Source organism: Pedobacter boryungensis (assembly GCF_013204825.1).
GTDB classification, from domain to species: Bacteria; Bacteroidota; Bacteroidia; order Sphingobacteriales; family Sphingobacteriaceae; genus Pedobacter; species Pedobacter boryungensis.
Window position 1 is genome coordinate 770,357 of the sequence record NZ_JABMKV010000001.1, and the last position, 15,411, is coordinate 785,767.

Sequence of the window (15,411 nt, forward strand, 5' to 3'; positions counted from 1 at the left end):
ATAGTCGTATTTTAGCTACATGACTTTTAAAACCAAAGAAAGCCGATTGCTCCTAGTTCTAGGTGCATTTTTTGTGGCTAATGCCATTTTATCAGAATTTATTGGAGTAAAAATTTTCTCAGTTGAAGGTACATTAGGTCTTCAAAAATTTGATATTAATTTATTTGGTGTAAAAAATCTTTCTTTTAATATGTCTGCAGGCGTATTGACATGGCCAATTATTTTTATTATGACTGATATTATAAATGAATACTTTGGCGTAAAGCAAGTCAGATTCTTGTCTATTCTAACTTGCATATTAATTGGTTTTGCATTTGTAGTTGTTGGATTAGCCATGAAATTACAGCCATCAGATTTTTGGTTAATGCAAAAAATAGATGGTCAACAAATTAATATGTTAGTTGCCTTTGATGCAATTTTTGGACAAGGAATGTGGATTATAGTAGGTTCTATTACCGCTTTTTTGATTGGTCAAATGGTAGATGTGTTGATTTTTCATCGAATTAAAAAGTTTACAGGTGAAAAAGCTTTATGGTTAAGAGCAACGGGTTCTACATTAATTTCACAATTGATAGATAGTTTTGTAGTGATTTTTATTGCTTTCTATTTAAACCCAACTTATCATTGGAGTTGGCAAATGGTAGCCGCCATTGGTTTAGTTGGCTATACCTATAAATTTATCATCGCATTAGCAATGACACCAATTTTATACCTAGTTCATAGTATTATAGATGGATATTTAGGAAGAGATTTAGCTCATAGAATGATAAAAATGGCTGGAAGAGGCTAATATTAAAGAAACTCAAACAAATTGGTTATTTAATTATGGAAGGCAAACAATTAGCTAAAGAAATTGTTTACAAAACTGAAACTATTTAAATGTACTATTACCTACTGTATTTCGGTGTTGCCAAAAATGATTTTACTGAACAAGATTTTGATGTTTTATTGGAGCAAGCCAGATCCAGAAATCACTATTTAGGTATAACTGGTAAACTCTTACATTGTGAGGGCGCTTTTATTCAATTATTAGAAGGATTAGAAGTCGCTGTTAAAGAAGTATATGATTCCATTCGTATTGATGAGCGATTAGTTGCCATAAAGAAAATTACTGAAGGTCATTGTGAAGAGAGATATTATGCAGATTGGACAATGGAATTTAAGGATGTTGGAATAGAAGAAATTAATAAGATGGAGAATTGTAGTCATCCTAACGTTACAGAATATGTTAAAACTGCATCGGCTGTAAAACTTTTAAAGTTATTGGCAAAAAGTTAAAAAAATATCTTTTTTGACACAAAAGTTCAATCCTAGTGTTATTCTAATAGTTTGATAATCTTTTTCGATTATTTAATCATAATAATTGAAAAAGGTTTGAGAAACAATACCTTATAAATAAGATTTACTGACACTTAGATAGCAAAATACCAGTATTTTTTTGTATCTTTGTGCAAATTTTTAAACATTAATGAAGATATTTATTACAGGCCTTCCTTTAGAAGTAGGGGAAGATGAATTAACAGCCGTATTTGGTGATTTCGGTCAAGTAAAATCACTTAGAATTATTAAAGACCGCGAAACTAATCAGAGCCGTGGCTTTGGTTTTGTAGAGATGCCTAACGATGAAGAAGCTAAAGAAGCTATCAAAAGAATGAACGGCGGAGACTATAACGGTAACAGAATTAAAGTTGCTGAAGCACAAGAAAAACCAAACACAGGTGGTGGTAATGCTGGCGGAGGTTTTAAACGTAACAACAGCAGAGAACGCAGTTACTAAATCTAAAATTCTTTTAGCGATTAAAGTCTAATTGGCTAAAGTTTTTTTACTGATTAATATTTCTTATCTGAAACTTAATTCCAAGTTTCAACCTTATAAAAGCATTGCGGATTTTTGTCCGCAATTTTTTTAACTGAATTTCAATAATTTATAACGATTTTGTTTCTTATCATCCTTTAAGATGGAATAAACTATTATTTATTATAAATTAGTAGCATGAAAGTGGATTATATTGCTTTATCAATACCAATCTTTTTTATCCTTATAGGAATAGAATTAGCTTATACTTTCTATAAAAAACTTGGATATTATCGTATCAATGATTCAATCGCTAATTTAAGTCAAGGTATTGGCCAGCAGATTACAGGATTATTTATGAAAACTGTACTGTTTTTTGGATATACCTATATTTTCGAACATTGGCGATTATTTAATTTGCCAGATACCATTTGGACTTGGATTATTCTATTTATTGGAGTAGATTTTTTCTATTATTGGTTTCATAGAATGAGCCATGAGATTAATGCTTTATGGGCAGCACACATTGTTCATCATCAATCTGAAGAATATAATTTAACAGTAGCCTTACGTCAATCTTGGTTTCAAAGTTGGTTTTCCTGGATATTCTATCTTCCCCTGGCCTTTATAGGTTTTGACCCATTAATGTTTGTTACTTTAAGTGCTTTTAATACGTTATATCAGTTTTGGATACATACCCGTACCATTAAAAGCATGGGTTTTTTGGAACGCATTATAAATACACCTTCACACCATAGAGTTCATCATGGCACAAATCCAAAATATATAGATAAAAACCACGCTGGTTCTTTAATTATTTGGGATAAAATGTTTGGCACTTTTCAAAAAGAAGAAGAGGAAGTTTATTATGGAATCACGACGCCATTGGCAAGTTGGAATCCTGTTTGGGCGAACATACACTATTGGGCAGAACTCTTGAATACAGCTAAAAAATCAGATAGTCTGCCTGATAAAATTAAAGTTTTCATAAAACCTCCAGGGTGGTTTCCAGCAAAATTAGGTGGATTTAAACCAGCTCCAGAAATTGATATTCTTAATTATAAAAAGTTCGACTCCAGCTATAGTAGAGGATTGATTTTATATGTGTTAGTGCAGTTTATTATTGCCTTAGCGGTTGGTTCAGCATTATTATTTCTATACCCTAAAATGGATATCGCACCTATTATATGTGCCGCAACTTTTACAATTTTAACTTTACTAACGTGCGGTGCACTTTTAGAAAATAAAGCTTGGTTAAAGTATTTTGAATTTGGTAGACTTATTTTAAGTCTTTTTTCACTTTATTTTTTTAAGGATATCGCCATTTTCAATACCCTTGCTTTAACAGTAATTACTATCCAAATTAGCTCCTTAATTTGGTTCTTTTATATACAAAACTCCCTTTTTCATGTTTCAGAGACACCTTCAATTTAGCTTTGCATTTTTCGTAATTTTCTTTTTCCAATTATTAGTTGAGACTGATCCAAAGAGCGCAAAGCTGATTTTAGCGAATTTTCACTTTGCCATTAAACCATTAATCACCATTTCTTTAATGATTTTTTTAGGATATCATACCCAATTAAGAGGAAGGTTTGCCAAAAGAATATTTATTGGGTTAGTTTTTGGTTTATTTGGAGATTGTTTCTTAATGTTTCTAGATGTTGATCCTTCATTCTTTATGTACGGCTTGGCATCATTTCTAATTGGTCATCTAGCTTATATAAGTGCATTTTATTTAGATTACAAATGGCATCCATCTGGAGAAAAGAAATATACAAAAATAGCTTTAGTAGTAGCTGGAGTTTTTTGTTTAGGCTTTTACCTATACTTAAGACCACATCTGAATGAAATGAAAATTCCTGTAATGATTTATTCAATTGTTATTTCAGCTATGGCAATTATGGCTGTAAACAGAAAAGGCAGGGTAAATACTTTAAGTTTTAATTTGATTTTTTGGGGCGCTATATTATTTGTAGTTTCAGACTCAATTTTGGCGTTTAATAAATTTGTTTTCCCTTTTGAATTTGCAGGTATACCAATTATGATTACCTATATGGCGGCCCAATATTTCATTACAATTGGTGCTGTAGAGAGAAAATTAAAAAAGCATTCTGTAATAGAAGCAGAAACTAATTCATAGAGTTCTTTTTGTCCCTATCTAAAACTGTAAAAACTTGGACTAAACGTTCTCCATTTTCATCAACTAGTGTTAAGGTATGTTTCCCTGGTAAAGGACTTACTGCCAATTGATGAAACGATTTTGTACTGCCCACAAATTCTTTATCAATGTGCCAATATATCTTTGCTTCGGAGTTTCGATGTGCGGCATTTAAAATAACTTTCCCTCGTGTTCCATCTAATTCAACTGGAATATAAATTACAGCATTATTTTTTGGATAAATCATATCCATTACTTGATTACCACCTGCATCATTGCAGCCAGGTTTAAATGGCGGTAGTACCTTATAATCGCTGTTTTTTATTTTATAATAATATTCCATTGCTGGTGGAAGAATAAACCAATTTAAATGTTGCATTTGAGCTGTGCTTTCACACTTATCAGTTACTCGAAATGTACCTGCTGCATTTAAATGAACTAATTTATGATAAGGACAAACTGCTGTTTTTTCGCCATTAACAGGTACAAGTTCAGTAATTTTATCTATGCAATATTCTCCAGCCTTAAATCCACTTTGTTTACAGATGAGCATTTTTTTAAGCTTGGTTTTTGGAGTTTCAAACCATTTAGAACGAGGCAACTGTCTAAAAATATCAAATAGTACAGGTGCAGCAACTTCAATACCCATTAAACCAGGTCTTCCTTCTCCGTCGGCGTTACCAACCCAAACGCAAACCACATAGTTTGGTGTTAAACCAATTGCCCAAGCATCTCTAAAACCAAAACTGGTACCAGTTTTCCACGCTACTCGTTGAGATGAAGAGAATTGTTCCCATAAACCTTCGTCACCTGGCCTCATTACTTCTTCCATGGCATTAAATGTTGCCCATATTGCGCCATGATCTACTATAGAATTCAATTCTGTTTCTTCTTCTTTTACAATTGATTTAAAAGATTTATCATAAATAGGAGAGTCGTAATCATGGGGATTATATTTGCCTTGATAATCGTTAAAATGATTTAAGGTTCTAGCCATACCTAAATAACTTTTAGCCAAATCCCACATGGTAACTTCACTACCACCTAAAATTAGAGATAAGCCATAATGATCTGCAGGTTGATTTAAAGTAGAAAAACCAAACTTTTTAAGTTTATCATAAAAGCGCTCATATTTATACTGTTGTAGCATTTTAACTGCTGGAATATTCAGAGACCTACTTAGTGCTTTATCGGCTGAAATTGCTCCATCATAACCCAAATCGTAATTTTGAGGAGAATATCCGCCAATTTGTGTAGGAACATCAGCCACTAATGTATGTGGTAATAACATACCATCGCTTAGCATACTTGCATACAGTAAAGGTTTTAATGTACTGCCCGGACTTCTTGGAGCTTTAATCATATCGACATGGCTTTCAAATTCCTTGTTTTCAGGTTGATAACAATTACCTACATAACTTTTTACCGTTCCATTCTTTACATCTAGTACTAAAGCCGCAATATTATTAATGTCGTTAGCTTTGTAACGATTATTATATCGTTTTAATAGTTCGTTAATTTTTAATTGTAAATCATAATCTATTGTAGTTGTTAAACTTGTAGATTTTACATTCAAAGAATTCTTTTCTTCCTTAAAGCGGTTAAGAAGATGAGGCGCATTTTGTGGTAATGGTAGAGGTTTTCCGGGAATTGGTTCTGATTTAGACAATTCTGCAGTGGCTTTGTCAATGATATTCAGCTTTGCTAATTTATCCAATAAATCGTTCCTTTTTTTTATCAAACGTGTAGAATTCTTACCCGGATGAACCAAAGATGGGCTATTTGGTAGTACCGCTAATGTGGCCATTTCACCCCATGATAAACTTTCAGCTTTGCGACCAAAATATCGCCAACTTGCAGCATCTAGTCCAACAACATTACTACCAAACGGTGCATTGGATGCGTATAAACTGATGATTTCTTGTTTAGAATAGCGAAACTCTAATCGCATGGCCAACCACATTTCGGTTAACTTTTGCCAAATACTTCTATTTTGTCTCCGCGATAAACGAATAACTTGCATAGACAATGTACTACCACCACTTATTACACCACCTGCTTTAATATTTTGTCTCATCGCTCTCGTCATTGCAACGGGATCAATTCCAAAATGTAAAAAGAAACGCTGATCCTCAAAAGCGGTGATGCATTCAACAAATTTATAAGGAATTGTATCGGAAATAGGAAAACGCCACTGACCATCGCTAGCAATCGCTGCACTTAATAACTGGCCGTTATTTGCTTCTATCACATAAGAGGTGGGTGATTTAAATAAATGTTTAGGTAAGGAAAATAGAAATACCAAAAAAAACAAAAAGCAAATGCCATCAGAAATTAGTACAGCTTTTTGTTTTTTATTCATTATTTGATTTTATAGGGGTAACATTTGAAAGATAATTTTGATTAATCAAATGTGCTATTATGGAAAAATTAGTTACTTTATTGAGATTGTTTTTTGGCTTTGTTCGTTTCTTAATGATAAATATTTGGCCAAGATTGTAAATCGTCATTGCAATCCATAAAGAAGAAGCAATGACGATCTTATTAATTATTTCACAACTTGTACCCATTGCCCAGCTTGTGTAGCGCTAATGTTATTATTATACATTGCTTCACATTGCACAGCAGATAAATAATATTTGCCTAAATAGGATGCATTTAACAATACTTTATACGTTAATGTTTCATTCTCACGAATATTGAAATATGTAAATACTCTATCGTCTCTCACATCACGATAAGTATATGCAGCCGATGCCAATGCACTTTCATTATCATAAAGTCTAGTATTAATAATTTCCCAACCGGAAGGAAAAATTTGTGTTAATGCCATTTGCTCGTAATACCCCATTTTTCCTGGGTTTTTAATGGTAACTTCTGCATAAAAGTCTGTACCCTGTTTTAACAAGGCTGGATTAAGAATTCTACCGTTTAATGTTTTATAGCCCACATTCATTTCTAAAACATCAGGTTTATTAGGTAAGAAATTATTTTGTCCTGCTACTGGCTGACCTTGTAAAATTAAACGTACAAATAGTACATTTTTTCCAGTATTTGTAATGCTTGCCGTATTGTTTTTGAAATTGAGGGCAGTACTATTTAAGTATTGTTCACTGGTAATATTTCCTTTTTGTCCATCTACAATATAGTTGTACTGCAATTTATTTGAAGCACTATTTTGTCCACAGAATTTAGCAATAGCCAATAAACTATAAGCAGTTGTTTGTGTACTATACAATGTGTTTTGACCCAAACGTGCGGCAACTGTTTGTAGTAATTGTGCAGCCTTGCTTTTTTGTCCCATTAAAGTTAGTGTCTCCATAATCATCGCTTCATCCCTTAAATCAGAACCGTAAGTACCTCCTAATTGAGTATAAGGCTCCACCGTTTGAGCTAAACCTCTAATCAATCCATTTGCTGCCGCAGATTGTCCAGCTAATTGATATGCAGCCGCTAATCGCCATTTTGCACTAACAGATAGATATTCAAATGCTCGCAATCTATTCATAGCTGCCATTTCTGGCTTTTTAGCTAAGGCTAAAACATATAAACGATACGCCTGACTTAAATCTCCTCCATAAAAATTGGTACTATTTGGTGCCCAATTATTCGCTTTTGTTTTCTGGTAACGAATTAACTCATCTAAAAGTCCTACAGGTAAGGTATAACCTGCATTTTGTGCTTCTACTAAAAAGTGCCCTGCATAATTTGTTCCCCATTCATCCGATGAACCTTCTCCAGGCCAATAGCTTAATCCTCCTTCAGTTGTTTGGAAGCCTTTTAATCTGTTAATTCCAGATTTAATATTTCGCTCAACTTCAGTTTTTTTCTGTGTACTAAGCGGAGTTAATTTATCTAACATTAATTGAGGGAAAATACTCGATGTAGTTTGTTCTACGCATCCATGCGGGTATTGAATTAAATAACTTAAACGCTTATTTAAATCAATAGGAGGAATTGAAGAAACTTCTACAGAACCAGTATTTGTTCCAGCCATTCCAATTGGGGCATAATTTGTTTTCCAAGTTTGTTTGGGTTGTACGGTTGCAGAAACTACATTAGTAATGTATGGATTTGGATTTCTAATATCCATTTCAACATCATAAACAGTTTTTTCACTTCCACTTTGTGCGATAATTTTAACTTTTGCTACACCAACACTATTTGGTGCAATTACATTGAAATAAGTCATTTGTTCGCCAGCTTGTTTAAAGTTTAATTGCTGCGTTTTTGGACCATTAATTAGTAGATTATTGCTTTGCAACTGTACACTTACATTTTTTAAATTAGCATTGGTGGCGAAAATGTTTACTGGTAATGTAAAACTTTCTCCAGGACCGATAACTCTTGGTAAAGTGGCTAGAACCATTAACGGTTTTTTAACTTCAACTGCTTTTTCTGCATAGCCATAAGCGCCACTATCTCCAGCAATAACCATAGCTCTAACCGAACCTATATATTGTGGCAAGGTAAATTTATGTGTTTTGTTTTCGCCTTTGGCTAAAGAAAATGGTCCCATAAATTTAACGACAGCTTTAAATCTGTTTGCCTTAGCGGGATTTAGATTTTTATTGATTGAACCATCACCACCAATACTTAATATACGTTCTAGATTGCCACCCCAAGCTCCTAAAACCTGATCGAATAAATCCCACGTTTTAACTCCTAAACCTTCTCTTGCATAAAATATACTATGCGGATCTGGAGTTTTATAGCGAGTTAAATCCAATAACCCTTCATCAACCAAAGCAATTGTATAGGTCATTGCTTTACCTTTTGCTTCACTAATCGTAATACTACTTTCAACCTCTGGTTTAAGTGTATTTGCCATTTTTATAATAGGTTTTAGAATAGTTTCTGGATCTTCAATGGTTAATGGGATCGCTCCATACATTCTAATTGGTAAATCATTTAGCGTTTGCGCATGAGGTTGCAATAAGGTGATGTTTGCAAACACATTAGGCGCCATATTTTTTTCGGCCTTAAACTTAAACTGTGTTTGACCTTTTTTGGTATCAATCCAGTATGTTTTTAATACACGACTTCCATTTTCAATTGAAATTAAAGCTCGTCCATTTTCTCCAGTAGGAATAGTCAATGTTATATCTTCACCAACATTAAATTTCTCTTTGTTTGCGGTAAATGATAACATTGAAGCATCGGTAGGATTGTTTGCTTGTTCACGTTGCGCCCAACCTGGCCAATCGACGTAAACAGATTTTCCAGTTGTGTGACCACCATTTTCATCGCGAATCAAAATTAAATACCGTCCCCATTCTGGTTCATTGATTCTAAAACTCCATGAACCTTTTCCATTGCGTAAGGATATAGTTTCTTTCTTAATGAGTTTGTTATATTGATTTTGGGTGAAATTAGCATAGCTGTCTTGGTTATCTTGTTCCCACCACCAACGCCATTGCACTTTATATAATTCTACTTGTACAGTTTTGCTTCCGCCGAGCAAACGCCCATCTCTATTTACATTTACAACATCGATCTTATGATCTTGACCTGTTAATAATAAGCCACTTAAACGATCTCCCTTTGGAGTTTTTATTCCTAAATAACTGGTATAAACATGATAAGGAATGCTAAAATTATCTATACTAAAATTACCACCTGGTTCAAAAACTTTAGTAGTAAAATTAGCACGTAAAACACCTGGAGCTGTGTTGTTTTCACTTAGATTTGTGTTGACTACTGCAGTTCCAGCAGCATTTAATGTACCTTCAAATATGGTTTTAAGTTGCGATTGAAATTGAACTGTTGGATTATCAAATGCATACTCCTCAAAACCTTTAAATTTAGTTTCAGTAGTATTCAAATTAACATCGACTTTTGCTTTTAAATTTTGCGCAGGAGTGCCAAATAACCATTTTGCTGATAGGGTAATAGCAGATGATGCACCATTACCTAAATACGTTTTTCCGCCCAAATCAAAATTGATTTTTAGGCGATTTGGCATAATTGTTTCTACTTTAATAGTTTTAGAAAAAGATGCACCCCCAACTTTTACTTTTGCTAGCCAATTACCAGTCGGAGCAGTATTTTCTGTAGCCGTTTTAAATGTATAAAATCCATTTAAAGCTTGTGCACTTACCATCCGTTTTGCCAACTGGCCTTTTGGATTATAAAACTCGAAAGTAACTGGGTAGTTTTCTGGGAGTTTCTTCAATTTATCTTCTAAAATAAACGATAAATACACACTATCCCCAGGTCGCCAAACACCACGTTCCCCATAAATAAACCCTTTAATTCCATTTTGAACAACATCTCCACTTACATCAAAACGACTTAATGGTAATGAATTCCCATCATCCAACTTTAGATATCCACGTTCATTTCCTTTTTTTGCAATTAACAAGAACGGTTTTCGTTTTAAATCGAAGTTAGCCAATCCATCACCATCGGTTTTCACAGTTGTTAATAATTGACGTTGGTAATCCAATAACTCTATACTTACACCACTTAAAGGTTTAGCTGTTAATAAATCGGTAGCTACTATAAGCATACTGTTATCATTTCCTCTTTTGGCTACTAGGCCGATATTAGATGCTAATAAATTACGACTTGCCCAACGTTCATTTGTATAATAAGAAGGCGTACAAGGATTATCTTTGTCACTCCATCTGTAATGATTTGGATAATAGCTATTGTACTGTTCCCAAAACTCATCATCCTCATCTATTTTGTCGCCATAACTATCATAATAATCTTCATCAGCACCATCATCAACTGTTTCGGTATTTTCTTTACACTCGTATACATTATAAGCTTGTCTAAACCCAATTGTAACGCGATACATAGCGCCAGGTTCAGTTCTAATCAATTTGTCAAGGTCTAAAGTAAATCGGGTTTTTTTGTGCAGATTAATGCTTTTGTCTTCATCTAATCGAATTGTCTTTTGAACAACTGGTTTTGCAACTCTTCTTAACTCATTTCCTTCTTTGTAATTGTTTACCTGAAAAAATTGAGGAATATTGTTTTCATAAATTTTTATCACAGTAACATCAACAGCCTTTAAGTTAACTGCCTCAAAAGGTAAAACCAGTTTGCCAGAATTGGGCAAAATAGTACCAGAACCCGCAATTGTTACAGAAGGCAATTTGTCTTCGAAAATTATATTTGCTGATTTAACACTTTGTAATGCTTTTCCTTCAATATCAGTAATTGCAGCATTTACAGTTACCGCATAATTTCCTTGTAATGGGTCTGGGGCATAGACCTTGATCTGACTTGCATCTATTGTAAAACGAAGATCTTGCAAATTTCCTAAAGAAATCAGACCATTTAAATCTTGAGCAACATTTACAGGGGATGAGCATTGGATTAGCGCATAATCTTCAGCACTTTGAATCGCTTTAATATCAAGAACTTTAAAAACACCTTGTGCAGGAACTAATAATTTTTCTTCGCCTTTATTATAATCAGCATTTATGGCATTACCATTCCATTTTAAAAGCAGAGCTTCTTCCTTGTTTGTTTTTTTAATGCTATCAATTACAAAAATAGATCGATGTTTTTCTGGATCATGAGTCCATTTTATATTCAGTTTTTGTGGGAAATCTAAGATTATTGACTTCTCAATATTGGATTGTTCTTCGAAATCTGCAGTATTAATTTCACCGCTTAATTTCATATAATTTAAAGAAGTATTGTTTTGAGAAACCAATCCATTTTGAACTAAATTTAACCCAGGTTTGATGACTTTAAAATCGAAATCAAATTCTTCTAATCCTTTTTCTGTAGCTGTAATGTTCGATAAATTTAATGTCGCATCATATTTTTGATCGGGTTTTAGCTGCTCATCAGGTCTAAATTCAAGAGTTTGTGCATCTATCCAATACGTTTTACCTTTTATGTTAGGGGAGAAGTCAAGTAATTCTCTTTCATCAGGCTTACCTAAATCAGTTAAACTCTTAACTGCACTTGCAAGATGAACTCGGATGAAACTTTTTTTGGAAATAGTACCTGAAGTATAAGATTCTATGTATTTAGCATAAGCCTGATTATCTTGTTTTTTTTTATTCTTAAAAAGAAATATAACAGAAAGACCTAAAATAATGGCTATAGCACTAAAGAGAATGAATTTCTTGTTTTTCGAAGAAATTGAAGTAGATGTGTTTTTCATAAAACTTTACATTGGTAAATGTTGTATGAAAAATAGCAAAAAAAGAAATGGAAACTAAAAAATAGTTATCAACTTATAGAGCTAAATGTTAGCAAGAACTGTACGGATTACTTAATCATTACACCAGGCTTGTTCAGCACAGGAATTCGAATTAAATTGTTTTCAATTATACTCTCTGGAAGGAAAATAAATTTCTTATCATAGATTTCTTTTCCAATGTAGTAACTCAGCCAATATTCATTTGTTAAACCAAATACCGCTGGATCGATAGCTTCAACCCCTGCAAATGAATTTGCATTTAAATCACCAATAAAATGTCTTAATAATGAAGTTTTAACTTGTTTACCATCTTTTTCTCCATAGCCTTTAGATGTAATTAAAACATTGGTTATGGGTTCATTTTTAAAGTTTACAACATACACAGTCCAACTTCCAACTTCTGGAGTTTCACTAACTAACGCTACTGCAATAGCCACATCTTCAACAATATTTTCCGGTAAATCTGCTTTCATACCCCATGTTTGTCATTTCGAGGAACGAGGAATCTCTTTGTGAATTTAATCATAGAGATTTTTCAATCGTTCTTAATGACAACTTACTCTTTGTTTCTATTATAGTTAAGAATTCAAAATTGAAAACTTGCAACTATAAACTGTTAACTAGTTATTTCTTCTTAGCTACTGCTTTTTTCTTTGCCGGTGCTTTTTTCTTAGCGTCAAAAGCTTTCGGGACTTGCTCAACAATCAGCTTTTTAACATCTTCTAAAGATATTTCAGCTAATTCATCCGCCGTATATTTTGCTTTGGTTTTAGGGTTATTTCTCAATTTCAGCATTTCCTTACCGAAACGGATAAAAGGTCCCCAACGACCATTTTCTATTGCAATTTTTTCAGTTTCCCATTGCTGGATATAGCGATTGTTTTCTTTTTCTATCTTCTTTTCAATCAATTCCTTGATATCATTAGCAGATAAGGAATCAAAATTGTAAGCTTTAGGAACATTGATGAATAAACTATTCCATTTAATAAAAGGACCAAAACGACCAATTCCTTTTGTTACTGGTAAACTTTCATATTCTGCTACTGGAGCATCAGCTGTAACTTTTTCGCCAATAATTTCTAATGCTCTAGCTTGATCAACAGTTAATGGATCTTCATTTTTAGGAATCGATATAAATGCATCCCCCCATTTTACATAAGGGCCAAAACGACCAACTCCAACTGACACTTCTTTACCTTCATAATCTTCTAATTGAAAAGGTAATTTAAATTGATCTAATGCTTCTTCTAGCGTAACTGTTCCTACGGATTGTGATTTGCCTAAACTTGCATAACGAGGTTTATCTTCCTCATCATCAGATAATTCTCCTATTTGAACTAAAGGGCCATAACGCCCAACCTTAGCATATACATTTTTACCAGTGGTTGGATCTACACCTAATAAGCGTTCGCCATTTGCACGATCTGCATTTTCTAGGGTATTTTCTACTTCACTGTGAAAAGGCGTATAAAAAGAATGAAGCATTTTAGTCCATTCTTGTAAACCTTGGGCAATCTCATCGAATTGCTTTTCTACTTTAGCAGTAAAATTAAAATCTACAATTCCTTTAAAATGTTCAACTAAAAAATCGTTTACCACTTCGCCAATATCGGTAGGGAAGAGTTTAGCTTTTTCGGCTCCCGTTATTTCAGATTTAGTTACTTTACTAATGTTTCCATTAGCTAGCACCATACTCATAAAGTCTCTTTTTTTACCATCTCTATCTTCCTTAACCACATAACCACGATTTTGAACTGTCGAAATTGTTGGTGCATAAGTAGATGGCCGTCCAATACCAAGTTCTTCTAATTTCTTAACTAAACTTGCCTCAGTATATCTTGCAGGTGGACGAGAAAAACGTTCAGTTGCTGCTAATTCTTTTAAAATTAATGATTGACCTTTTGCTAATGGTGGTAATAAGTTGTTGTCTTCATTTTCATCCTCCTCATCATCCGTAGATTCCAGATAAACTTTCAAAAAACCATCAAATTTCAACACTTCACCTTCAGCTAATAGCTCTTCTTTTCTGGTAGATATATTAATGTTGACATTTGTTTTTTCAAAAATAGCTTCACTCATTTGCGATGCGATGGCACGTTTCCAAATTAAATCATATAAACGTTTTTCGGAATTATCTCCATCCACACTGTGTTGATTAAAATACGTAGGACGGATAGCTTCATGGGCTTCTTGTGCGCCTGCAGATTTAGTTTTATAAAGCCTAGGTTGGTGATATTTTTCTCCCCAAGCTGATTTAATTTCAGCCGATGCAGCATCAATTGCTGTTTGAGATAAATTTACCGAATCTGTTCTCATGTAAGTGATTTTACCACTTTCATATAGTTTTTGAGCTATTTGCATTGTTCTCGCAACCGAAAAACCAAGCTTACGTGATGCTTCTTGTTGTAAGGTAGATGTAGTAAATGGTGCTGCAGGATTTCTCTTTGCAGGTTTAACTTCTAAGCTACTTACTTCAAAATTTGCATTGATACAATCTTGCAAGAATTTTTCTGCGTCTGCCGCTTTTTCAAAACGTGGAGGCAATTCTGCTTTAACAAGTTCTTTACCTTTTCCGGTTGTAAACTGTGCTGTAATTTTAAAAGCAGCAGTAGCATTAAATTTATTTACCTCACGTTCGCGATCAACAATTAATCGCACAGCTACAGATTGTACACGGCCAGCTGATAGAGAAGGTTTTACTTTTTTCCACAAGACAGGAGAAAGTTCAAAACCCACTAATCTATCTAAAACCCGACGGGCTTGTTGAGCGAATACTAAATTATAATCGATTGTACGAGGTGTTTCAATTGCCTTTAAAATGGCAGGTTTAGTAATTTCATGAAAAACAATGCGTTTTGTATTGTTTTCTTTTAAACCCAAGGTTTCGTATAAATGCCAAGAAATGGCTTCTCCCTCACGGTCTTCATCGGATGCTAGCCATACCATTTCGGCTTCTTTTGCTAGCTTCTTTAATTCTGAAACAACTTGTTTTTTATCGGCAGGAACTTCATAAGTTTGGGAAAAGTTATTTTCAGTATCAATTCCCATATCTCCTTTTACTAAATCACGGATATGACCATAACTAGACTTAACCAAGAAATCTTTTCCTAAATAACCTTCTATGGTTTTAGCTTTTGCAGGTGATTCGACTATTAGTAAATTTTTTGCCATTCAGAACGTTTTTCTGCAAATAAAACTATAAATAAGTCTAAAATCAAAATTGGTTTTGCTTTTATTTTTAAATTTATATTTAAATCTGTTAGCTAAATAGCTCTTATACATCGCTTA

9 protein-coding genes are annotated in these 15,411 nt (G+C 33.5%); 5 read left to right on the forward strand and 4 right to left on the reverse strand.

Annotated features, from left to right (window positions below):
• The first annotated feature begins 19 nt into the window (after window positions 1-19).
• From HQN85_RS03370 to HQN85_RS03390, 5 genes are all read left to right on the forward strand, one after another.
• Window positions 20-790 (forward strand): queuosine precursor transporter, encoded by a 771-nt coding sequence (locus HQN85_RS03370; RefSeq protein ID WP_173268931.1) that lies wholly within the window; start codon window positions 20-22, stop codon window positions 788-790.
• Window positions 791-879: 89 nt separating this feature from the next.
• A complete protein-coding gene (locus HQN85_RS03375; protein WP_173268932.1) occupies window positions 880-1,278 on the forward strand; it encodes a BLUF domain-containing protein in 399 nt (132 codons plus the stop codon).
• 190 nt (window positions 1,279-1,468) lie between these two features.
• On the forward strand, window positions 1,469-1,777 hold the full coding sequence (locus tag HQN85_RS03380) for an RNA recognition motif domain-containing protein (RefSeq protein ID WP_173268933.1): 309 nt from the start codon (window positions 1,469-1,471) through the stop codon (window positions 1,775-1,777).
• A gap of 216 nt (window positions 1,778-1,993) precedes the next feature.
• Complete coding sequence (locus HQN85_RS03385) at window positions 1,994-3,229, forward strand: sterol desaturase family protein (protein ID WP_173268934.1); 1,236 nt, start codon at window positions 1,994-1,996, stop codon at window positions 3,227-3,229.
• Entirely contained in the window at window positions 3,204-3,935 is a 732-nt protein-coding gene (locus HQN85_RS03390) for a lysoplasmalogenase (RefSeq protein WP_173268935.1), read from the forward strand. Before HQN85_RS03385 ends, HQN85_RS03390 begins: the two co-directional genes overlap by 26 nt.
• Here the strand turns inward: HQN85_RS03390 and pbpC are convergent.
• The 4 genes from pbpC to topA form a co-directional block, all read right to left on the reverse strand.
• A complete protein-coding gene (gene pbpC, locus HQN85_RS03395) occupies window positions 3,925-6,315 on the reverse strand; it encodes a penicillin-binding protein 1C (protein WP_173268936.1) in 2,391 nt (796 codons plus the stop codon). The genes HQN85_RS03390 and pbpC overlap by 11 nt on opposite strands.
• A 186-nt stretch (window positions 6,316-6,501) precedes the next feature.
• Complete coding sequence (locus HQN85_RS03400) at window positions 6,502-12,084, reverse strand: alpha-2-macroglobulin family protein (RefSeq protein WP_173268937.1); 5,583 nt, start codon at window positions 12,082-12,084, stop codon at window positions 6,502-6,504.
• A 107-nt stretch (window positions 12,085-12,191) separates the two neighbouring features.
• Window positions 12,192-12,596, reverse strand: coding sequence for a hypothetical protein (locus HQN85_RS03405; RefSeq protein ID WP_173268938.1), 405 nt, complete (start codon window positions 12,594-12,596; stop codon window positions 12,192-12,194).
• A gap of 151 nt (window positions 12,597-12,747) precedes the next feature.
• A complete protein-coding gene (topA, locus tag HQN85_RS03410; protein ID WP_173268939.1) occupies window positions 12,748-15,294 on the reverse strand; it encodes a type I DNA topoisomerase in 2,547 nt (848 codons plus the stop codon).
• Between the last annotated feature and the right edge of the window lie 117 nt (window positions 15,295-15,411).